This window comes from Bacillus sp. LJBS17 (assembly GCF_019334685.1).
Lineage (GTDB): Bacteria > Bacillota > Bacilli > Bacillales > Bacillaceae > Bacillus > Bacillus subtilis.
In genome coordinates, this window is record NZ_CP079759.1 from 1,373,929 (window position 1) to 1,392,764 (window position 18,836).

Sequence of the window (18,836 nt, forward strand, 5' to 3'; positions counted from 1 at the left end):
GTTATCCCTGCTTTCTGTTTTTTCTTGATGGACTGTTAGCCGAAAGATTCACAGTCATGGTGATGTGGTTTGTTTGCTGCTCAGCCATGCGGAAAACGGCCTCCAATGTGCTGAATACGTCATGCGCATCCCCGTCAAGCTCGCTCGCGTAATGGACACCCTGTACGAAAGTGCCTTGGGCTTTTGCAATGTCGACAGCCTCCATAATCAATCCCATATAATCCGGCTCATTCATTGGATAAAGGGCAAATTGGCACGGCGCTTCCGCCTTCAAGCCTCGGACAGCATCTTCATTGACACGCTTATCACCTTTGGAAAGATATGTATCCCCCTGTGTGTCACCCGGGCATCCAATGGAAAACGTGCCGTTCATGACGATGTGTTGTTCGCTGTTTGCTGCATGAAGGTAAATGGCTTTTGCAGCATCGAATACATGATCAATCGATCCGCGTAACACCGTGCTGATATGGTCGGTTTTCGTCCATACATTGGATGTATCTGTTTTTTTCAGCGCAGACTTGATCACACTGATAAAATCATCCGTCATCGGATATAAAGAGAAGCGAAAACCGGCGATTTTGCTTGTACCGCAAATATGCTCCATTTCTCCGACCTCCTGTTTTTTTGGTAAAATAAAAAACTGCATATCCTAAGGGAATATGCAGTCATAGATCGATTAAGCGCACAAAAAAATACACCATTCGGTCAACCTGCACTTCCCCACGCTGGTATTATCCAGATCGGGTCATAAGGGATCAAAGCGCGTTTCTTCCGCGCTTTATCTCAGCCAAAACAGCACCCCTAGTGCTTTCCGTATACAATTTTTTATTTTGACATCATAATAGATGATAAGAATCATTTTGTAAACAACGAAATCATTTTTTTCATATAGGGACGGGAGAGGATGGTCAAATTTGGAAAAAGGACACATATTAATTGTGGAAGATGAAGAAAAAATCGCCAGGGTTCTTCAGCTTGAATTGGAATATGAAGGATACAGCGTCACGATCAAACACAATGGCACAGAAGGTCTTGATGCGGCAGCGGAAGGCGGGTATTCCTTGGTGCTTCTTGATGTCATGCTTCCGGGGCTTAGCGGACTGGAAGTGCTGCGCCGCTTGAGAAAAACGGATTCGCAGACACCGGTCATATTATTAACGGCGCGAGACAGTATTCCTGATAAGGTAACAGGTCTGGACATCGGTGCAAATGACTATGTCACCAAGCCGTTTGAAATCGAGGAATTGCTTGCGAGAATCAGGGCGGCGCTGCGGCAAAATGGAACAAAAACTGAAGATATCGGCACCTTTCTTACATATGACGATTTGCGGGTGAACGAAAAAACCCGTGAAGTGAGACGCGGAGACAAAGAGGTGGAATTAACGCCGCGGGAATTTGATCTGCTCGTCTATATGCTAAAGCATCCGCAGCAAGTGCTGACACGGGAGCAAATTCTAAGCTCAGTATGGGGATTTGATTATATCGGTGATACAAATGTCGTGGACGTCTACATAAGATACATCAGAAAAAAACTGGACTATCCTTACGAAAAACAGCTGATCCATACGATTCGCGGGGTCGGCTATGCCATTAAGGGGTAAACGATGAAGCTGAAGACCAAGATTCATCTATACACTTCGATATCACTGTTGATTTTATTAATTTTGGTTCATACCGCAGTATATCTCATTTTTTCGTCTGCGCTGACATCAAAGGATGCGGCCCGGCTTGCTGATGAGACGGATAACATTGCCGAAGCGCTGCGTGCCGCTGAAACAGAAGGAGTGGCTTTGCAGGATATGCTGCAGGCCTATCTTCCGGCAAATGGCATGGTGCGTGTAGTGAATGGTGATCAAAAAGCCGTTATGACGATCACAAAAGAAAAAGCCTATAAAGATTTTCCTCTCTCTTTTCATAGCGGCGAAACGGCAGATGTGAGGAAACCTGACGGCAAGCTGTTTGCCGAGGCTGCTGTTCCGGTGATTTGGACCGATGGACAAGTCGTGTCTCTTCAGCTGGTTGAAAGACTGGAGAACACAGAAGAGAGTCTGTTTCTGCTGAAAATCATCTTAATCGCTGCAAGTGCTGCTGTCTGCATTGCTTCTTTTTTTGCAGGCAGCTTGCTAGCCCGCCGAATCATCAATCCGATCAGACGATTAATGATCACAATGAAAGACATACAGCGAGACAAAGAATTTAAAACGATTTCTTTAGAAGGACAGTCCAACGATGAATTGTATCAAATGGGGCTGACATTTAATGAAATGGCAATGATGCTGAAGGAGCACTATGATAAACAGCAGCAATTTGTTCAAGATGCTTCACACGAATTGAAAACCCCGCTCACTATTATAGAAAGCTACAGCAGCCTGATGAAGCGGTGGGGTGCAAAAAAGCCGGAGGTGCTTGAGGAGTCGATAGAAGCCATTCACTCAGAAGCGGTGCATATGAAAAAACTGACCAATCAGCTTTTGGCGCTGGCCAAAAGCCATCAAGGACTCGAGGTTGATCTGAAAACAATCGATCTGATTAAAGCGGCGCGCGCGGTTATGCAAACGCTCCAGTCCGTTTATCAGCGTGACATATTGCTTGAAACAGATAAAGAGAGCCTGCTTGTAAAGGCAGATGAAGAACGCATCAAGCAGCTGTTGACCATTTTGCTTGATAATGCAATAAAGTATAGTGAAAAGCCTATTGAGATGTCAGCCGGAACGAGGAATGGACGGCCATTTCTATCAGTGAGGGATGAAGGCATCGGAATACCTGAGGAGCATATCCCGCATTTGTTCGAACGGTTCTACCGGGCAGATGAGGCACGAAACAGAAAAACAGGCGGAACAGGTTTAGGCCTTTCCATTGCCAAGCAAATCGCTGATGAGCATGGCATTGAGCTGTCTGTCAAAAGCAAGCCGGGACAAGGAACAGCTGTCACCATGCAATTCAGCGAACAGAATGGGGGAGGCCGATGACTAAAACAATAAAAACAGTATCTTTTGCTGCAGCAGCCATTTTAGTTGTCATCATCTGTGCGTTTCTCATCATTCGGCAAACCCATGAGAACGTATTGTCAAAGGAGACTGTCGTAAAAAAAGTCGAAGCCTCTTATGAAGGCAAGGTCACGAAAGCAACACAATCAAAGGATAAAAAAACATATGATATAACCCTTGAAAATCCAAAGGGAACTTACTTTGTAAAAGCAGACGCAATATCGGCTGACATTCTTTCAATGAATAGAGTAAAAGCAGTGAATCCATCTGCCATGACAGAAAAAGAAGCCGAGCATCTCGCGCTTGAGCGGGTGCCGGGAACGGTCAAAAAACAAACACGGCAAAGTCAAGTTGCCACTTATACCATACAAAAAGAAGACGGGAAAACATACGAAGTGAAGGTAGACATGCAGGCAAAAACAGTCTTGTCTGCCGATCAAATCAGCAGCAAAGATCAACAAAAAACGCCGATTACGAAAAAAGAAGCCAAAACAATTGCAGAGCGAAAAACGGGCGGAACAGCGGATGACGCAGATCTCGAAGAAAGTGAGGGCACTCTCATCTTTGAAGTAGACGTTGATCTTCCTGATAATAAGGAAGCGACAGTGAAAATCAATGCCTACACAGGAAAGGTAGCTAACATTGTGTATGAAGACTGACGGTTTCTCATCAAATTCTCATCTTGCTCTCGTTTTCCTTTCATGTTGAGTGTGTAAACTGTACTCATACAAAACAAAGGAGGACTCACAAATGCTCAAGAAAAAATGGATGGTCGGTCTTTTAGCAGGGTGCCTAGCGGCCGGAGGATTCAGCTACAACGCGTTTGCCAAAGAAAACAATGAAAACAGACAGGCTTCTTCTAAGACGGGTGCACTCACTGAACAAGAAGCAGAAGCAATTGCTAAAACAGTTGTTGACGGCACAGTAGAAGACATTGACAGAGACCTTTACAACGGCAAAGAAGTCTATGAAGTGGAGATTGAAAAAGAAGGTGAAGACTACGACGTTTATGTAGATATTCATACAAAACAAGCGCTTAATGACCCGTTAAAGGAGAAAGCAGAACAAGTCGCCATAACCAAAGAAGAAGCTGAAGAAATTGCTTTAAAGCAAACAGGCGGAACCGTAACAGAAAGTAAGCTTGACGAAGATGACGGTGCTTACATCTATGAAATGGAAATCCAAACGAAACAAGGAACTGAGACAGAATTTGAAATTTCCGCAAAAGATGGACGCATTATCAAACAGGAGATAGATGACTAATCAAAACCCCCGCTGCGCGGGGGTTTTTCATGATAAGAAACCTTCTTTTGGACAATCTAAGTAGAAAAGGAGGCGAAACGCATGGAAAAGAAAGAGGAGCAATACATCAATCAGGCTGAATATGTCCCTCATCCGACGAAGGAAGGAGAGTATGCCTTATTTCTTCATGAAACGTATCATTTGCTTTCTGAAGATGACGAGACACAAACAACAGAATAAGGGCTTAGGCCCTTGTTTTGTTCCGTAATTGTGATGTAAGCGCATTTATTACTTTTTTGAGTTGACACAGCTTGTTTTTTTCTGTAATCTCAGTGTGTCAATTCAATTAGGAACTTCGTTAGGTGAGGCTCCTGTATGGAGATACGCTGCTGCCCAAAAATGTCCAAAGACGCCAATGGGTCAACAGAAATCATCGACATAAGGTGATTTTTAATGCAGCTGGATGCTTGTCCTATGCCATACAGTGCTAAAGCTCTACGATTGAAGGCGCCCGCACGCTTTTTTTGCCGTGCTTCTTTCACCTTCAATCCCGAAGGCTTTTTTTATGCCTTTAAAACGAAACCAATCAAAGGAGGTGCGGAGTATGGATTCTCCCCATTCGAGTCAATCTGAAGAAGTACCCATATACTATGACAGCAAGACAATTGATTACACGATGAGGAGACGAACTGCCGCACCTTCTGGCGAGGCCGGCACGTCTCCGTAGAGGAGGTACGAGTCCCGATGGTTCAAAACATGACCTATGACGAACTCATTTTACGCATCATTATTTTACTGAGAGACGGGAAAATCAGGGATTTCAGAAGTGTTATTGATGAGCTTCAGCCCTATGACATGGCATTTATTTTTAAAGAAATGCCGGAAAAACACCGCGCCCGCTATTTATCTTATTTAACTGTAGACGATATCACTGATATGATCGGGGAGCTGGAACGCGAATTTCAGCTTGTCGTCTTAAATAAAGTCGGAAAAACAAAAGCAACACTGGCGATGAATAAAATGGACAACGATGACCTCGCTCAATTGCTTGAAGAAATGGACGAAGAACTGAAGGAACAGCTTTTGTCCAGCATGGAAGCGTCAGAGTCAAAAGCTGTACAGCTCTTAATGAATTACCCGGCTGATTCAGCGGGACGCATGATGACAAACCGGTATGTGTGGATTCCTCAGCATTACACGGTAAAAGACGCGGTCGTCAAACTGAAAAGCTTCGCTGAAATAGCTGAATCGATCAACTACTTATATGTTATTAATGAAAGCAAACAGCTGGTTGGGGTTCTTTCCTACCGCGATTTGATTCTGGGTGAACCTGAAGAAAAGGTGCAGGATTTAATGTTTACCCGCGTCATATCAGCAGATGCTCTTCAGGACCAGGAAGAAGTTGCCCGCCTGATTGAACGTTACGATTTTTTGGCAATACCGGTTGTAGAAGAAAACAACGTGCTTGTCGGTATTGTGACGGTCGATGATATTATCGACGTCGTTATTCGGGAAGCTGATGAGGATTACGAAAAATTTGCCGCTTCCGGTAAAGACATCACCTTTGACACAAAAGCTTACGTGGCGGCATACCGGCGCCTGCCATGGCTGATTTTACTCTTGTTTATCGGACTGATTTCAGGAAGCATTATCAGCTATTTTGAAGATGCGCTGAAGCAGGTTGTCGCGCTTGCGTTTTTCATGCCGATGGTGTCAGGGATGACAGGAAATACGGGAACACAATCTCTCGCGGTTGTCATCAGAGGTTTGTCTAAAGAAGAAATGAACAAAAAAACGATTGTGCGCCTGATCTTCCGGGAGTTCAGAACAAGCATTTTTATCGGAGCGGTTTGTTCTGTGCTGATTGCGATTGTCTCCATCATATGGCAGGGGAATGCGCTTTTGGGATTTGTTGTCGCCTCTTCACTGTTCTTAACCTTAATCATCGGCACGATGTCAGGAACGATTATTCCTATTATTTTGCACAAACTGAAAGTAGACCCGGCGATTGCTTCTGGACCGCTGATTACAACGTTAAACGATATTTTATCTTTATTAATCTACTTTGGCATTGCCACTGCATTCATTCACTCATTATAAACGTAAAAAGTCCGTCTCAACTGCGAGCCGGACTTTTATTATTTAACGGTTTTTGTACCGAAAGTGAGCATTAAGCTGCCCCTCCAGCATTTTTTTCCGCACTTGCGGATCGTTTTTTAACATCTGTTCTTTTTTGCGCATATCCTTTAAAATCTCTGCCGTCTGTACGCCGTCTTCACGCTTATTGGCGATATCCATCAGCCGCTCCACATCGGCAAAGGAGTATTTTCTTGTCCCCCTTGAAGAACGCTGCGGGTAAATGAGCTTTCGTTCCTCATAATACCTGATCTGTCTTACGGACAATCCTGTCAATTCACTCACAATTCCGATTGAAATCACTTTTTTGTCTTTATAAGAATGATCTTCTGTGGTCATTTTTCCACCCCTGGATGTCTTTTGATAATAGTATATAAAAAACAAAGAGAAAAAACCTGACGCTTGTCATATTTTCTAACATCAAATAGAAGATTTTTGAAAAAATACGGAAGAAAAATTAACAAGAATAATGCGTAACACCCAAGCGCGTTTTATCCTTTATGTAACGAATCAAACGAGGAGGAAGGATAATCATGGAGGAAGAAAAAGCGGTCTCACTGGCAAAAGAAATTATAGAGTTGGATATCAAGCGTGATGAAATGCTGGAGACGTTTATGCAGCTTGCCGGAGAACAGGCTTTTCAATTATTAAGATCGGTTCAAAACGGACAATACCGAAAATCTTCGTAAACATAAATTCTTTACATTAGATTCATACCACGTTCATTTAAAAAGAGTATCTTTTGTATAGGATACCTCAAAATGAAGGAGGACGCTATGAGTAATTTATTGAAATCCGCTTTAGAAAAAGAACGACGCCATTATTCTGAAAAACTCTATCAGATTGGGGTTTATAATAAAGAGGTCATGAACAAAATGACGATTTCTGAGCTTCGGAAAGAATACGCTTATTTCTTTCGAAGCATTACAAATCATAAAAATTATCCTTATACAAGATAATGTATAAGGATTTTTTTGCTTTTAGAAGGAATTTCTCGAATTATAGCGAATACGTATAGTAAGGGACTGAACTCTTATTATATGTAAGGGTTTTCATTATTTTTTTATAAAAATCCTATATACGAGGTAGATATGATGAGATTATCGTTTAACGAAGAAGAAGTTGAGCGTGCGATGAATTTGTACAGAGTTTTTGCAAGGGCTTTCAAAAGTGTGTCCGAACATAGTATCCGTGATAGCAAAGAGCACGGTTTTAATCCCACTGAATTTGCTGTACTGGAGCTCCTGTACACAAGAGGCCCGCAAAAATTACAGCAAATTGGGTCGAGACTTCTGCTTGTAAGCGGAAACGTCACATATGTTATTGACAAACTAGAAAGAAACGGGTTTTTAGTAAGGGAGCAGGACCCAAAAGATAAACGCTCTGTTTACGCACATTTAACTGACAAGGGAAATGAGTATTTGGATAAAATTTATCCGATTCATGCACTGCGTATTGCGAGAGCGTTTTCAGGTCTTTCGCCTGATGAACAGGACCAGCTGATCGTCCTGCTCAAGAAAGCAGGCATACACAGCCAGCATTTGCTGTTTCGTTAACTATTCTACACTCTCTATTTCAGGAGAGTGTTTTTTTGTTTCCATATGACTCTTTTTAAAACATCTTCAATCTTCCTATCAGACATTTCGCCAAGGTATCCATTGACGTGTTTTTTATACTCCTTCATCTGTTCGTTCGATTGAAAAAATACCGCGATATACTCTTCTGCTTTCTGCATGTCCCAGTTTCTCATATCTGTGACGAGCTTCCTTTCATGTAGAAGGTTTAAATTCATTTCCTCCTGTCCCGGCAGTGCATGATAAATAAATACCGGAAGCCGTTTCTGTAAGCATTCACTGATGGTCACGCCTCCGGGTTTAGTCATGATGCCTGTCGCCTGTTCGTACAAACGGTTCATCTCTGCTTTGCTGTGAAGGTAAGGAATCGCCTCAATCAAGGGGTGGTGTAAACTTTTGACATAGGAGTAGAGCTTTTCGTTTCTGCCGCATAATATTTTGTATAAGATCTTTCCGCCTGGCGACAGTTCCTGCACCCATTTTAAAATCCCACCGACCCCCATACTGCCCCCTGTGATGATGATGGTATATGGCGGGTGGTGCTGCAAGGTATCTGCTGATTCCATTTCAAAATTTCGGTGAACTGGTATGCCGGTCAAGTATATGTTGTTCTGATCGATCCCCTCTGATATTAGCTGCTTCTTTACTTCCGTGCTCGGAACAAAATGGTAATCAATGTTCTTCCGTCCCCATAATTGATTCACGAAAAAATCAGTGTATACATTCACAACCGTCAGATTCGGATATTCAGGCTTTAATCGGTTCAGCAGATAAGAAGGCAGCGCATGTGTGCAGAAGGCGATATCAGGCTGTTTTTCTTGGAGGATGTGCCTCATTTGCTGTGTGAACAGCCATTCGTACATGAAATAGCGTTTGTCATGCTGAAATTCTCCGCAGGCGAGGAGCCTGTAAATGCCGCTGTACGTTTTCGGGAAATATTGAATCCATTTTAAATAAGCCACGGAGGACAATTTTTCTAACCGGCTATACGCATGTGAAAAGATATCAATCTTTTCAGCTGCCAGCCCTTGAGACTCTAATTCAGCCTGCAATGCATCAGCCACATGATGATGGCCGGTGGAAATGCTTAAAAAAGGAAAAATGAGAATGTTTTTCATGACGCTCCTCCTAAAAAATATGGCAACTATATTTTGAGGAGAACGTTCACAAAATATAAGGGTGTTTTTGATCATAAGGAAGGTGAAAAGATGAAAACTTGTTTCCTTTCCATATGGAGAGTGGTTGACCCGATTTATTTCTTTTTTTCAAGGCTGACCTTGGTTGACAAAGATCGTAAAAGCGTCTTTCGAGTCAGGCTGACGAAGTACAAAGGACATCATGTCGTGCTTAGCGACGGAACGCATATAAGAAAAAATGATGTGCTCGTTAAAATCCACCTGCATAACATAAAGCTGATCAGGGAGCTTCAAAGCATTGAGAGCGCAGTCAGAAAGGGAATCATTATTTATCAGAAAGTATATCAATCGATGCCGCTTCTTCTTGACTATATTAACAATCATAAAAAAAGCGAGAAAATCAAAGGAATCATTGGGATTACAATGCTTGACAAAGGTGTGGAAAGGCTCGGCTTTGATGTGATCACCCCGGTGAATCCTTTTTACAGATGTTTTAAAAAAGTGTCCCATGTGCCGATTTTATATTTGACTTCAAAGCCTGTGAGCTTGCGGCATTTACCGAATTCATCCTATTTGTTTATCTCAAAAGAAAAGCTGCAGAAAACCTATCAAAAAAAAGACTGATGCCTCGGTCAGCACAGTCTTTTTTGATTAAATCTGATGAAATGTCACTTCAGGACGGCTTCCGACACGGATATTTACGCCGGTTTGTCCCAAGCCCTCGCTGATATAAAATGGTTTATCGTGATGATAATGAAGACCTTTAATCATGTTCATTCGCACGAGCTTTCCCATTTTCACCAAATGATACGGTTTTGGCCAGTGAATTTGCCCGCCGTGAAAATGCCCTGACAGCAGGTAATCATAATGAACATCTTTCATATCCAGAATAATATTTGGGTCATGTGTTAAGACAAGATGATAGCCATTTTCCAGACTTTGATAAGAGCCGGTGATATTACTTCGATGCGTACTGTAATCATCAATGCCGATAATATTGACTGGCCCTGCAGCCGTCTCGATTCGAACATGTTCATTTTGCAGCGTGATACAGCCGTTTTCCTCTAAAACTCGCTTCAATCTCTGAAAGTCCTCTTCTTTCAATACATAATCGTGGTTACCGAACACCGCGTACATTCCATATGCAGGCTTTAGCTTTTGCAAGGCGTTCAAGTAACCTGCCAGCTTCGGAATATTACGTTTCCGATCAAGAAAATCCCCGGTAAGAGCAATGATGTCCACAGGCTGATCTTTTGTTAAATGATACAGCTCCTCAGGTGAGACTGAAATGTTTTCCAAGTGAAGATCTGATAAATGAAGGATATTTAATTTTTTTCTGGCTGGAAGGCCGTCTTTTTGGTCGATTGAAATGGTGTTGACTTTCACATCTTTTGTATTGCGGTTCGCTTTATATAGAAATGGCACAAATACGAGTATGGCCAATGAAAGTAAGATTGTAAACAAAATATATCCCCTCCCTTCTATCAGTATAGTAAGTGATCAAGCCCTATGGATAGCGGGAATTAATGGGTAGAGACAGGTTGAAAAACGGATTGTCATATGATGAATGATTTGGAAGGGAAAAGGGATAATAAATTTTGACACATGAGGCAGAACATGCCGACGGAGTCAGAATAACAAATGGATGTGTAAGCAATGTTACGATTGATGAGACAACAAAAAAAAGAAACATATTATCTCTGGATCGCATTATTTCTTCTTTTATTGTATGTATCCCCGCTTTTTATTTTAAAGGAAGATGCCCATATCCGGGTCCACGATAATTTAGATTCCAACATCGCTTGGTACAAGGTTTTGGCCGATAGCGGAGAAATCGTCGGCAAGGTTGACGCTGCCATTCCGCAAATCATTAACGGGCTGCCCCGGGATGCCTTTGGCACCGAGTGGAGCGGAATTGTTTGGCTCCATGCTTTCTTTTCTTCCATGACCGCCTATGCAATAAGCCAGACGGTTACAAGAGTTGTCGCTTTTTTTGGAATGTATGTGCTGCTGAAGAAACATATAATCCCGGAACCAAAAGCGGCTTTCATCCGAATTGGCGTATCGCTTGCATTTGCCTTAACACCGTTCTGGCCTTCGGGAATGCTGAGTACGCTTGGGTACCCTTTGGCACTGTGGGCTTTTTTAAATATCCGAAAAGGGGATATCTCATGGAGAGAGTGGCTGACGCTGGGCTTGCTCCCTCTATACTCAAGCTTTGTTCTAGGCTTCTTCTTTTTCCTGGCAGGGATGGCGTGTTTTTGGCTGTATGATGCCATTACAAAAAGAAGATGGAATTTGATGTTCTTAGGCAGTATTGCATTTATGACGAGTATCTATCTTTTCGTTGAATATCGGCTTGTCTATTCGATGCTGTTTGAACACGCACCGATGCATCGTATCGAATTTATCTCATCCAGGCATGACGTTTGGCATTCTCTTCGGCTATCCGTAAAAAACTTTGTCTATGGCCATAATCATGTGATGACCGTTCATACCGTTGTCATCCTCCCGATCCTGCTGGTCGTATTTGCTGCTCTGCTGTTCAAACAAAATCGGACAAAGCCAGAAAATGTTTATCTGTTTTTATGTGTGCTTAATTATGGATTGTCATTATGGTATGCGTTTTGGTTCAACAAAATTTGGGCTGTTCCAAAGCAGAAATTTGCCTTTTTAGCTGAATTTAATTTTGCCCGTTTTCATTTTCTTCGGCCGCTTGTTATATACGTGAGCTTTGCGCTTGCTTTATATCTCATTTGGCGGATGGGGAAAGGATGGAAATGGCTTGTGTACGCCGCAGTCGCTGCACAGCTGATGGTGTTGGCGCCTTTTAATGAAGAATATACGTATGGCGTTCATTACAACGCGCCGACATTCAAGGAGTTTTATGCATCGGAGCAATTCAAAGAGATTAAGGAATATATCGGACGTCCGCAGGATTCGTACAGGGTGGCGAGCATCGGACTGCATCCGTCTATCGCCCAATATAACGGGTTTTATACGTTAGATACGTATAACAATCTGTATCCGCTCTCATATAAATATGAATTTAGGAAAATCATCGAAAAAGAGCTGGAAAAAAATTCTCGGCTGAAACAATACTTTGATGAATGGGGCAGCCGCTGCTACCTTTTTGTCGATGAACTCGGTAAACGATATGATTTCAAAAAGAACTCGAAGAAAACGATCAACAACCTTCAATTAAATACAGATGTATTTAAAAAAATGGGCGGACGGTACATTTTTTCTTCAGTTCCGATCATGAATGCTGAACAAAACCATCTCGCGCTCGTAAAGACGTTTGACCATAAAGATTCCGCCTGGCGCATTTATTTATATGAAACAAGATAAGGAGGATATCGATTGAAACAGTCACAGCCAGTATTAACCATCGTCGTTCCGTGTTTCAATGAAGAGGAAGTGTTTCAAGAAACAAGCTGTCAGCTGACAGAGGTTGTAGATGATTTAATTGAAGAAAAATTAATTGCTGAAGACAGTAAAATTCTGTTTGTCGATGATGGCAGCAAAGACCGCACTTGGGCTTTAATTGCTATGGAGAGCATAAGAAACAAGAAGGTTACCGGCTTAAAATTAGCCTGCAATGTCGGCCACCAAAAAGCGCTTTTAGCCGGACTGCATAAAGCGAAGAATAGGTCAGACTGCGTCATTTCGATCGATGCTGATCTTCAGGACGACATCTCTGTGATCCGGGATTTTATGCTGAAATATCATGAGGGCTGCGAGATCGTTTACGGTGTACGCCGGAGCAGAAAAACCGATACCTTTTTCAAGCGCACGACCGCGTTAGGGTTTTATCGTCTCATGAATAAGCTTGGGATTAAATTAATTTATAATCATGCTGATTTTCGTTTAATGAATAAAAGGTCCCTTGAAGAGCTCGAGCGTTATCCGGAAGCGAATCTGTTTTTAAGAGGTATTGTCCCCATGATCGGCTTTAAATCGGCCGAAGTTTTGTATGACCGCAAGGAACGCTTTGCCGGCAAAACGAAATATCCGCTGAAAAAGATGCTATCCTTCGCTTTTAACGGGATTACTTCATTCAGTGTCGCACCAATTCGATTCTTTACGCTTTTAGGGTTTGTTTTGTTTTTCCTCAGCGCTGTGGCAGGGATTGGCGCGTTTATTCAAAAGCTGCTCGGCCATACGAATGCAGGCTGGGCGTCTCTCATCATATCCATTTGGTTTTTGGGCGGGCTGCAATTGATGGGAATTGGCATCATCGGAGAGTATATTGGAACGATTTTTTCTGAAGTGAAAAGACGGCCGAAATACGCGATTGATATTGATTTGTATAATGAACAGCTGAGCCCGCTTCAGCGCCAGGAAAAAGAGCGGTTAGAAAAAAAGTACAGTTAAACACGGAAAGAGCTGACTTCATTAGTCAGCTCTTTTTCTTCAACTGATGCAATATGGCGCTAAGCGGTTCGTCTTGCGGGTTGCGGTAAAAATCAAAAAATGGGCAGCCCTGCTTTTTAATTCGATCGATGACCGTATCAATTGTAAACAGAGCGGGTGTTAAAGATGATTGCACCTCATGCCAGTAGAGCGGGGCTGCAACAGTCCCAAGCTCATTTCCTCTCGTCGAATAGGGACAGATAATCGTTTTTCCTTCTGCATGCTGCAAATAATCAAGATACAATTTGCCGTGTCTGTTTTTAATCAAGCGTTCAGTGGTAAATAGCTCGGGAAATGCATTGGTGCAGTACTCTGCGATCAGCTGCGTAAAGTGGCGTGTTTCTTCATACGTAAATGCCTCGGGAGACAAGGGAATATAAAGCTGGATGCCTTTGTTGCCGGACAGCTTCGGGTACGATGTGATGCCAAAGGAATCCAACAGCCGCTTCAGTTCATTTGCGGCCTGCACGGCCATAAGAAAGTCATCTCGCGAAGGCGGGTCTAAATCAATGACAATCTCAGCCGGACGCCTGCTTTTAATGGTTTGAAAAGGAACGTGAAACTCCAAAGCAAGCTGGTTGCAAAGCCATAGCAATGTAGACATATCCTCACAGACAATATGTTCATGGCTCCCATCATAGAAAGATTGAACAAAATCCGGCGCATAGTCCGGCTTGTTTTTTTGGAAAAATGATTCGCTCCTAGATCCATGCGGATAGCGGATGACGGTGACAGCCCGGTTTTTCAGAAATGGGAGCAGATAGTCACTGACTTCAATCATATACTGAATAAAATCTTCTTTTGTTTTTTTATTCTTTTCAAATATGATTTTATCCAGGCTTGTGAACTGGAGCTTTGGGTGAACCGGTTTGGAGTGTCGTATGACTTGCGCATATGTGCATTCGGTCCAGTCCATTTGGAATTCGAAACCGATAAACGATACCTCTCTTAATGTGCCTTGGAGAATTGTTAAGTATTGAACAGCTGCACAAATCGAAGGTTCAAGCGTAAATTCGCCTGAGGGTGTTTGCTGTCCGTGCTGTTCCATAATCTCGCGTATAGCGCTTTTTTCCTCATCGCGCATTCCGTGCGAGACAGAGGCAATCGGTGTCATTATCCCGTTTTTTAACACAGATACCGTCAGAAACCCGTTGTTAGGGTTGAACCCTGTTATGCAAACATAAGCTTGTTTAAAGTTTTTATATTTGAGCCAATCGGACGACCGCTTCTTTTCAAGCCATTTGCTGTTTGTTTTCTTCGCTACAATTCCTTCTCCGTCATATTTTATTACCATCTCCCAGAGTTGATCAAAATGATCATAACAGGGAATGGATTGAATGGTTTCTTTTGCGTAAGGATCTGGAGATGCAGGAAGCTTTGCTGCGGATATGAGTTCACGCAGCGATTTTTTGCGGTCCAAATACGAAAGAAGCGTTACATCTTCTCCGCTTCGCTCTAACAAATCAAAGGCGAGAAAGCAGCACGGCCGCGCGTTTGCCGATTCCTGAATCTTGTCTGGCCTTTTCAAACGCCCCCGCACTTGAAGGTGTTCAAAATCTGCACGACAAGGATTCACCAAACATACGATTTCACCATCAAGTGTCAGCGGAAGCTCTTTTTCCATGTGCTGAAAGGCAGTTTTGGCGAATTGTGTGATTTCAGGGAAGGTGCTGCTGAGCTCCACACCATTTCTGCTGGTTAAGGTCACACCTGAAGAATGGATGCGGAGAATACAGCGGTACCCATCATATTTTACTTCGTAACGCCATTCTGCTCCGATTGGCGGTGACGAAGTTAAGACCGGCTGCATGGTAAACGCCATGGGCTATGACGTGCCGGAGGCTTTTTTTCTAGTTGTTTTTTGTTTTTTATCTCCGGCTCCTTTCGGTTCAGCGGCTTGTGCAGGTGCGGCAGCCGGTGTCTCCCGGTTCGGCCTTCTGGTTCTGTCAATGCTGGCTTGCAGAGCGCTTACCAGGTCAATGACATCTTCACGAGGTGGCGCTTTATCAGGAGTGACGGCCGTTTCTTTATTTTCTAGCTTGTCGTTGACTCTTTGCAGCAGCGCCTGTCGGTACGTGTCTTCATATTTCTCAGGCTCAAACTCAGCAGTCAGTTCATCTATTAATGTGATAGCGGTTTGCAGTTCCTTATCGTTTACATTCGATTGATCAGGTACACCTGGGACATGAGCGGCGCTTCTGACCTCATCGGGATAATGGATAGACTCCATGACGATACAATTTTCATAAACGCGGAGAATCGCCAGCTGCTGCTTTGACCTGATTGTCATATTGGCGATACCGATCTTTCCGGTTGAGCGCAGCGCCTCACGCAGCAGGGTATAGGCCTTTGTCCCATTATCCCCGGGGCCGACAAAGTAGGAGCGGTTAAAATAAATCGGATCAATTTCCTGAAGCTGAACAAAGTCAACAATCTCAACTGCTTTCTCCTCATGCTCCTGTTTTAAGCTTTTTAAATCTTCGTCCGTCAGCACTACATATTTCCCTTTTACATATTCATATCCCTTCACAATTTCATCAGGACTAAGAGTTTTTTCGCAATTTGTGCAAACTTTCTCGTATTTGATTGGTGCGTGATCCTCTTTATGGAGGCTGCGCAGTTTAATATCTTTATCTTCTGTGGCCGCATATAGCTTGATGGGGATGTTTACTAATCCGAAGCTGATCGATCCCTTCCACATTGTATGCATATCGATAAACCCCTTTTTTTCTTTAGTGTGAAGAGAAGGAGTACGATTCATGTGTAGTAACTTATGGGTGAAAAAAAGCCGGCGCTGTTATTGCGACGGCTGTTCAATAATGAATTGTTCGAATTGTTCCGGAGGTATTGGCCTGCTGAAAAAGAAGCCCTGCAAATGGTCACAGCCTTTTTCATATAGAAGCTGCTTTTGAGCTGCATTTTCCACACCTTCGGCAATCACCTGTAAAGACAGCTGATGCCCCATGGCAATAATAGCTCCGGTAATTTGCTCTGATTTAGGATGGGTCTGAATATCGTCAATAAATGATTTGTCAATCTTCAGCCTGTGAATCGGGAAGTCCTTCAAATAGCTAAGGGAGCTGTGACCAGTACCGAAATCGTCAATACTGATTCTGATTCCTAATTCTGTAAGGGATGACAAAACCTTTTTGGAGTGATCGAGATTGTCCATTGTCATGCTTTCCGTCACCTCCACTTCAAGAAGCTTCGGAGGAAGCTGGTATTTATTAAGCGTATCCTTGATGAGGGGAATCAGATCTTCGGATTGGAACTGTCTGGCGGAAATATTAATGGCGACAGAAAGATCATAGCCTTTGTCGTGCCAAATCCTTGCCTGCTTGCATGCTTCATCTATAATCCACTTTCCGATATCAATAATAAGTCCCGTTTCTTCTGCAACACCGATGAATTCTCCGGGCGGACGCAGTTGTCCGTCTGGTGTCACAAGGCGTATCAGTGCTTCTGCTCCTGTCATTTTTTGTTTTTTTACGCTGAATTGCGGCTGATAATGCAAGACAAATCTATCGTTTTCGATTGCTTCTCTGAGTACCATCTCTTGGTTAAGCTTGACGGTTTCTTTGTTGCCGATTAAAAAAGAATAGTATCTGTATTTGCTTTTGTTTCGTTCTTTAGCCGCATACATCGCCATATCAGCCTTTTTCATCAATTCAAGGCCATCAGTCCCGTCTTTTGGAGATATCGCAATCCCGATACTGACAGATGTGACAAGGATGTGATCTTGAATTTTAAAAGGTTTTTTGAATTTTTGGATAATTTTTCTTGCTAAAACATCTGCTTCGCCTGTTCCTGTATTGGCGTCTGTCAATATAATAATAAATTCATCACCGCCAAGACGGGCGATAAATCCGTTATCAGGGACTACAGATGACAGGCGTTTAGCCGCAAACTGAAGCAGTTGATCACCGACATTATGCCCTAATGCATCGTTAATCACTTTAAACCGGTTTAAGTCGAGAAAGAATACAACGGTGTTATAATGCAAGGAATGCTCGCGATGCAGCACCTTTGTTAGATGAGAGATGGCATGCCTTCTGTTAGGTAAGTCTGTAAGCGAATCATAATGAGCCATTCTATGGATTTCTTTTTCTGCTTTGTACTGCTTCGTCATGTCTTTGCAAATGACATAAATGCTGTCTAGTTCCTGATTGACCTCAACAGGTATAAGCGTAATATTTAAGTGAAACTGGCCTTTTTCAGTGATAAGATCGCTATCGCTGTTCATCGCTTGTTTATCTTTTTTAACTTGCTCAAAAAGGCGCTTAATCTTCTGTGATGTGTAATTCCTCCAGTCATGCATGCTGAAGCCAAATTTGCTGATCATTTCCTCACCAGCGTGATTGGAAGATATTATGTCTCCTTCTAATGATAAAATAAAGATTGCATCAATATTGTGGACGATTAAAGACTGAAATCGCTGTTCGTTATCCTTTATGCGTTCGCTCTGTTTAATAAACTTTCGATCTGCATGGGAACTGAATAACAATAACGTTTGGATACAAAAAATAATTAAAGTAACAAAAATTGACCAATGAAACGTTTGCACCTCCATATGGCTTCCGGGCGGAGCCATGTCCTTATGGAAAGTTGCCGCAAGCATCCCTGTGTAGTGCATGCCCGAAATCCCAATGCCCATTACAATTGAACTGACGACTTTATAGAATATAAGATGCTCAGAATGTTTTTTTACGGCCAAGTCAAAGAATATTTTTAACGAGACGAAAGAGGCTGCAATCGCAATGATAATTGAAGCTGTAAATAAAATCGGTTCGTAAATAATCATTACCCGGGAAATGGCAGACATTCCGATATAGTGCATAGAAGCAATAGATGCGCCAAGCACAACTGATCCGGTAAGCAGTCTGTAATATGTAAGAATGTGCCGGCTGACAAAATATAATGACACAAATGATCCCGAAACAGATGCGCCAATGGCTGCCATTAAAGGCATGAATTCATATTCCATCGGCATTTCCATATGGACCGCCATCATCCCTACAAAATGCATTGACCAAATACCGAATCCCATAATAAGTGAGCCGCCGATCAGCCAAATTTTACTTTTTAAGCCTGTATTGATGGTGACTTTCCTTGAAAGTTCAAGGGAAATATACGAGGCGGTACAGGCGATAAGAAAAGATAAACATATGAGCGTCGTATTATATGTAACGTGTATTTCCAAATGGAGATTCCCCCCGTATCGTGTGTTCCAGTCTTGTTGACTCTCTTTATTTTCGGCTGCTTAACCGCAGAGTTTCAGCCTTCAAAACGATAGAAATACGAGGGAGATCTATTTTTAGTTCAACTGACCGTGAAAAATGTGTTAA

20 protein-coding genes and 2 riboswitches are annotated in these 18,836 nt (G+C 42.7%); of the genes, 13 read left to right on the top strand and 7 right to left on the bottom strand.

What is annotated here, in order from left to right:
- Position 1: 1 nt before the first annotated feature.
- Positions 2 to 604 (bottom strand): HMP/thiamine ABC transporter substrate-binding protein ThiU, encoded by a 603-nt coding sequence (thiU, locus tag KXZ66_RS07140; protein WP_151870268.1) that lies wholly within the window; start codon positions 602 to 604, stop codon positions 2 to 4.
- Positions 605 to 700: 96 nt separating this feature from the next.
- Positions 701 to 813, bottom strand: a riboswitch (TPP riboswitch).
- A 101-nt stretch (positions 814 to 914) separates the two neighbouring features.
- Between thiU and ykoG the strand changes: the two genes are divergently transcribed.
- The 7 genes from ykoG (at position 915) to mgtE (ending at position 6,329) form a co-directional block, all read left to right on the top strand.
- Complete coding sequence (ykoG, locus tag KXZ66_RS07145; protein WP_003232551.1) at positions 915 to 1,601, top strand: two-component system response regulator YkoG; 687 nt, start codon at positions 915 to 917, stop codon at positions 1,599 to 1,601.
- A 3-nt stretch (positions 1,602 to 1,604) separates the two neighbouring features.
- A complete protein-coding gene (ykoH, locus tag KXZ66_RS07150; RefSeq protein WP_003245526.1) occupies positions 1,605 to 2,969 on the top strand; it encodes a two-component system sensor histidine kinase YkoH in 1,365 nt (454 codons plus the stop codon).
- Positions 2,966 to 3,646 (top strand): PepSY domain-containing protein, encoded by a 681-nt coding sequence (locus KXZ66_RS07155; protein ID WP_151870267.1) that lies wholly within the window; start codon positions 2,966 to 2,968, stop codon positions 3,644 to 3,646. The genes ykoH and KXZ66_RS07155 overlap by 4 nt, the downstream gene beginning before the upstream one ends.
- Positions 3,647 to 3,737: 91 nt before the next feature.
- A complete protein-coding gene (locus tag KXZ66_RS07160; RefSeq protein ID WP_077670673.1) occupies positions 3,738 to 4,250 on the top strand; it encodes a PepSY domain-containing protein in 513 nt (170 codons plus the stop codon).
- 81 nt (positions 4,251 to 4,331) lie between these two features.
- Positions 4,332 to 4,469, top strand: a complete 138-nt coding sequence (locus KXZ66_RS07165; RefSeq protein ID WP_003218541.1) for a transcriptional regulator SplA domain-containing protein — start codon at positions 4,332 to 4,334, stop codon at positions 4,467 to 4,469.
- A 107-nt stretch (positions 4,470 to 4,576) separates the two neighbouring features.
- Positions 4,577 to 4,742, top strand: a riboswitch (M-box (ykoK) riboswitch).
- A gap of 91 nt (positions 4,743 to 4,833) precedes the next feature.
- Entirely contained in the window at positions 4,834 to 4,956 is a 123-nt protein-coding gene (locus KXZ66_RS22550) for a hypothetical protein (protein WP_009967087.1), read from the top strand.
- Positions 4,957 to 4,973: 17 nt separating this feature from the next.
- Positions 4,974 to 6,329 carry a magnesium transporter gene (mgtE, locus tag KXZ66_RS07170; protein ID WP_003232543.1) on the top strand — a complete coding sequence of 452 codons (1,356 nt, stop codon included), beginning with the start codon at positions 4,974 to 4,976 and terminating at the stop codon, positions 6,327 to 6,329.
- A gap of 42 nt (positions 6,330 to 6,371) precedes the next feature.
- Here the strand turns inward: mgtE and tnrA are convergent, their stop codons facing one another.
- On the bottom strand, positions 6,372 to 6,704 hold the full coding sequence (gene tnrA, locus KXZ66_RS07175; protein ID WP_003232541.1) for a MerR family transcriptional regulator: 333 nt from the start codon (positions 6,702 to 6,704) through the stop codon (positions 6,372 to 6,374).
- A gap of 194 nt (positions 6,705 to 6,898) precedes the next feature.
- On the opposite strand from tnrA, the gene KXZ66_RS07180 reads away from it, so the two are divergent.
- The 3 genes from KXZ66_RS07180 (at position 6,899) to KXZ66_RS07190 (ending at position 7,921) form a co-directional block, all read left to right on the top strand.
- Entirely contained in the window at positions 6,899 to 7,054 is a 156-nt protein-coding gene (locus KXZ66_RS07180; RefSeq protein ID WP_003232538.1) for a hypothetical protein, read from the top strand.
- A gap of 87 nt (positions 7,055 to 7,141) precedes the next feature.
- Positions 7,142 to 7,324 carry a stress response protein YkoL gene (ykoL, locus tag KXZ66_RS07185; protein WP_003245766.1) on the top strand — a complete coding sequence of 61 codons (183 nt, stop codon included), beginning with the start codon at positions 7,142 to 7,144 and terminating at the stop codon, positions 7,322 to 7,324.
- A 132-nt stretch (positions 7,325 to 7,456) separates the two neighbouring features.
- A complete protein-coding gene (locus tag KXZ66_RS07190) occupies positions 7,457 to 7,921 on the top strand; it encodes a MarR family winged helix-turn-helix transcriptional regulator (protein ID WP_003232536.1) in 465 nt (154 codons plus the stop codon).
- Positions 7,922 to 7,935: 14 nt separating this feature from the next.
- Here the strand turns inward: KXZ66_RS07190 and KXZ66_RS07195 are convergent, their stop codons facing one another.
- Positions 7,936 to 9,057: an MGDG synthase family glycosyltransferase gene (locus KXZ66_RS07195; RefSeq protein WP_072175403.1), complete on the bottom strand. Its 1,122-nt coding sequence runs from the start codon at positions 9,055 to 9,057 to the stop codon at positions 7,936 to 7,938.
- 90 nt (positions 9,058 to 9,147) lie between these two features.
- Between KXZ66_RS07195 and KXZ66_RS07200 the strand changes: the two genes are divergently transcribed.
- Complete coding sequence (locus tag KXZ66_RS07200) at positions 9,148 to 9,699, top strand: YkoP family protein (RefSeq protein WP_031314982.1); 552 nt, start codon at positions 9,148 to 9,150, stop codon at positions 9,697 to 9,699.
- Between the two features lie 27 nt (positions 9,700 to 9,726).
- Here KXZ66_RS07200 and KXZ66_RS07205 read toward each other — a convergent pair whose 3' ends face one another.
- On the bottom strand, positions 9,727 to 10,539 hold the full coding sequence (locus KXZ66_RS07205; RefSeq protein WP_151870266.1) for a metallophosphoesterase: 813 nt from the start codon (positions 10,537 to 10,539) through the stop codon (positions 9,727 to 9,729).
- A 192-nt stretch (positions 10,540 to 10,731) separates the two neighbouring features.
- Between KXZ66_RS07205 and KXZ66_RS07210 the strand changes: the two genes are divergently transcribed.
- Together KXZ66_RS07210 and KXZ66_RS07215 are read left to right on the top strand one after the other, a co-directional pair.
- A complete protein-coding gene (locus tag KXZ66_RS07210; RefSeq protein WP_151870265.1) occupies positions 10,732 to 12,426 on the top strand; it encodes a DUF6044 family protein in 1,695 nt (564 codons plus the stop codon).
- A 12-nt stretch (positions 12,427 to 12,438) separates the two neighbouring features.
- A complete protein-coding gene (locus KXZ66_RS07215) occupies positions 12,439 to 13,452 on the top strand; it encodes a glycosyltransferase family 2 protein (RefSeq protein ID WP_021479427.1) in 1,014 nt (337 codons plus the stop codon).
- A gap of 25 nt (positions 13,453 to 13,477) precedes the next feature.
- Here the strand turns inward: KXZ66_RS07215 and KXZ66_RS07220 are convergent, their stop codons facing one another.
- Genes KXZ66_RS07220 through KXZ66_RS07230 form a run of 3 tightly spaced genes read right to left on the bottom strand, consistent with a single transcriptional unit; the run spans position 13,478 to position 18,691 of the window.
- Positions 13,478 to 15,313 carry a DNA ligase D gene (locus KXZ66_RS07220; protein WP_046160323.1) on the bottom strand — a complete coding sequence of 612 codons (1,836 nt, stop codon included), beginning with the start codon at positions 15,311 to 15,313 and terminating at the stop codon, positions 13,478 to 13,480.
- Positions 15,314 to 15,316: 3 nt separating this feature from the next.
- Positions 15,317 to 16,252 (bottom strand): non-homologous end joining protein Ku, encoded by a 936-nt coding sequence (locus KXZ66_RS07225; RefSeq protein WP_003232529.1) that lies wholly within the window; start codon positions 16,250 to 16,252, stop codon positions 15,317 to 15,319.
- A 36-nt stretch (positions 16,253 to 16,288) separates the two neighbouring features.
- Positions 16,289 to 18,691 carry an EAL domain-containing protein gene (locus tag KXZ66_RS07230; protein WP_151870264.1) on the bottom strand — a complete coding sequence of 801 codons (2,403 nt, stop codon included), beginning with the start codon at positions 18,689 to 18,691 and terminating at the stop codon, positions 16,289 to 16,291.
- Between the last annotated feature and the right edge of the window lie 145 nt (positions 18,692 to 18,836).

Excerpts from the sequence above, each read along its gene's own strand:
- KXZ66_RS07225 (WP_003232529.1), bottom strand. The coding sequence starts at position 16,252 with ATGAATCGTACTCCTTCTCTTCACACTAAAGAAAAAAAGGGGTTTATC.
- KXZ66_RS07200 (WP_031314982.1), top strand. The coding sequence starts at position 9,148 with ATGAAAACTTGTTTCCTTTCCATATGGAGAGTGGTTGACCCGATTTAT.
- thiU (WP_151870268.1), bottom strand. The coding sequence starts at position 604 with ATGGAGCATATTTGCGGTACAAGCAAAATCGCCGGTTTTCGCTTCTCT.
- tnrA (WP_003232541.1), bottom strand. The coding sequence starts at position 6,704 with ATGACCACAGAAGATCATTCTTATAAAGACAAAAAAGTGATTTCAATC.
- KXZ66_RS07220 (WP_046160323.1), bottom strand. The coding sequence starts at position 15,313 with ATGGCGTTTACCATGCAGCCGGTCTTAACTTCGTCACCGCCAATCGGA.
- KXZ66_RS07160 (WP_077670673.1), top strand. The coding sequence starts at position 3,738 with ATGCTCAAGAAAAAATGGATGGTCGGTCTTTTAGCAGGGTGCCTAGCG.
- KXZ66_RS07165 (WP_003218541.1), top strand. The coding sequence starts at position 4,332 with ATGGAAAAGAAAGAGGAGCAATACATCAATCAGGCTGAATATGTCCCT.
- KXZ66_RS07210 (WP_151870265.1), top strand. The coding sequence starts at position 10,732 with ATGTTACGATTGATGAGACAACAAAAAAAAGAAACATATTATCTCTGG.
- KXZ66_RS07180 (WP_003232538.1), top strand. The coding sequence starts at position 6,899 with ATGGAGGAAGAAAAAGCGGTCTCACTGGCAAAAGAAATTATAGAGTTG.
- KXZ66_RS22550 (WP_009967087.1), top strand. The coding sequence starts at position 4,834 with ATGGATTCTCCCCATTCGAGTCAATCTGAAGAAGTACCCATATACTAT.
- KXZ66_RS07195 (WP_072175403.1), bottom strand. The coding sequence starts at position 9,057 with ATGAAAAACATTCTCATTTTTCCTTTTTTAAGCATTTCCACCGGCCAT.
- KXZ66_RS07190 (WP_003232536.1), top strand. The coding sequence starts at position 7,457 with ATGATGAGATTATCGTTTAACGAAGAAGAAGTTGAGCGTGCGATGAAT.
- mgtE (WP_003232543.1), top strand. The coding sequence starts at position 4,974 with ATGGTTCAAAACATGACCTATGACGAACTCATTTTACGCATCATTATT.
- KXZ66_RS07155 (WP_151870267.1), top strand. The coding sequence starts at position 2,966 with ATGACTAAAACAATAAAAACAGTATCTTTTGCTGCAGCAGCCATTTTA.
- ykoL (WP_003245766.1), top strand. The coding sequence starts at position 7,142 with ATGAGTAATTTATTGAAATCCGCTTTAGAAAAAGAACGACGCCATTAT.
- ykoH (WP_003245526.1), top strand. The coding sequence starts at position 1,605 with ATGAAGCTGAAGACCAAGATTCATCTATACACTTCGATATCACTGTTG.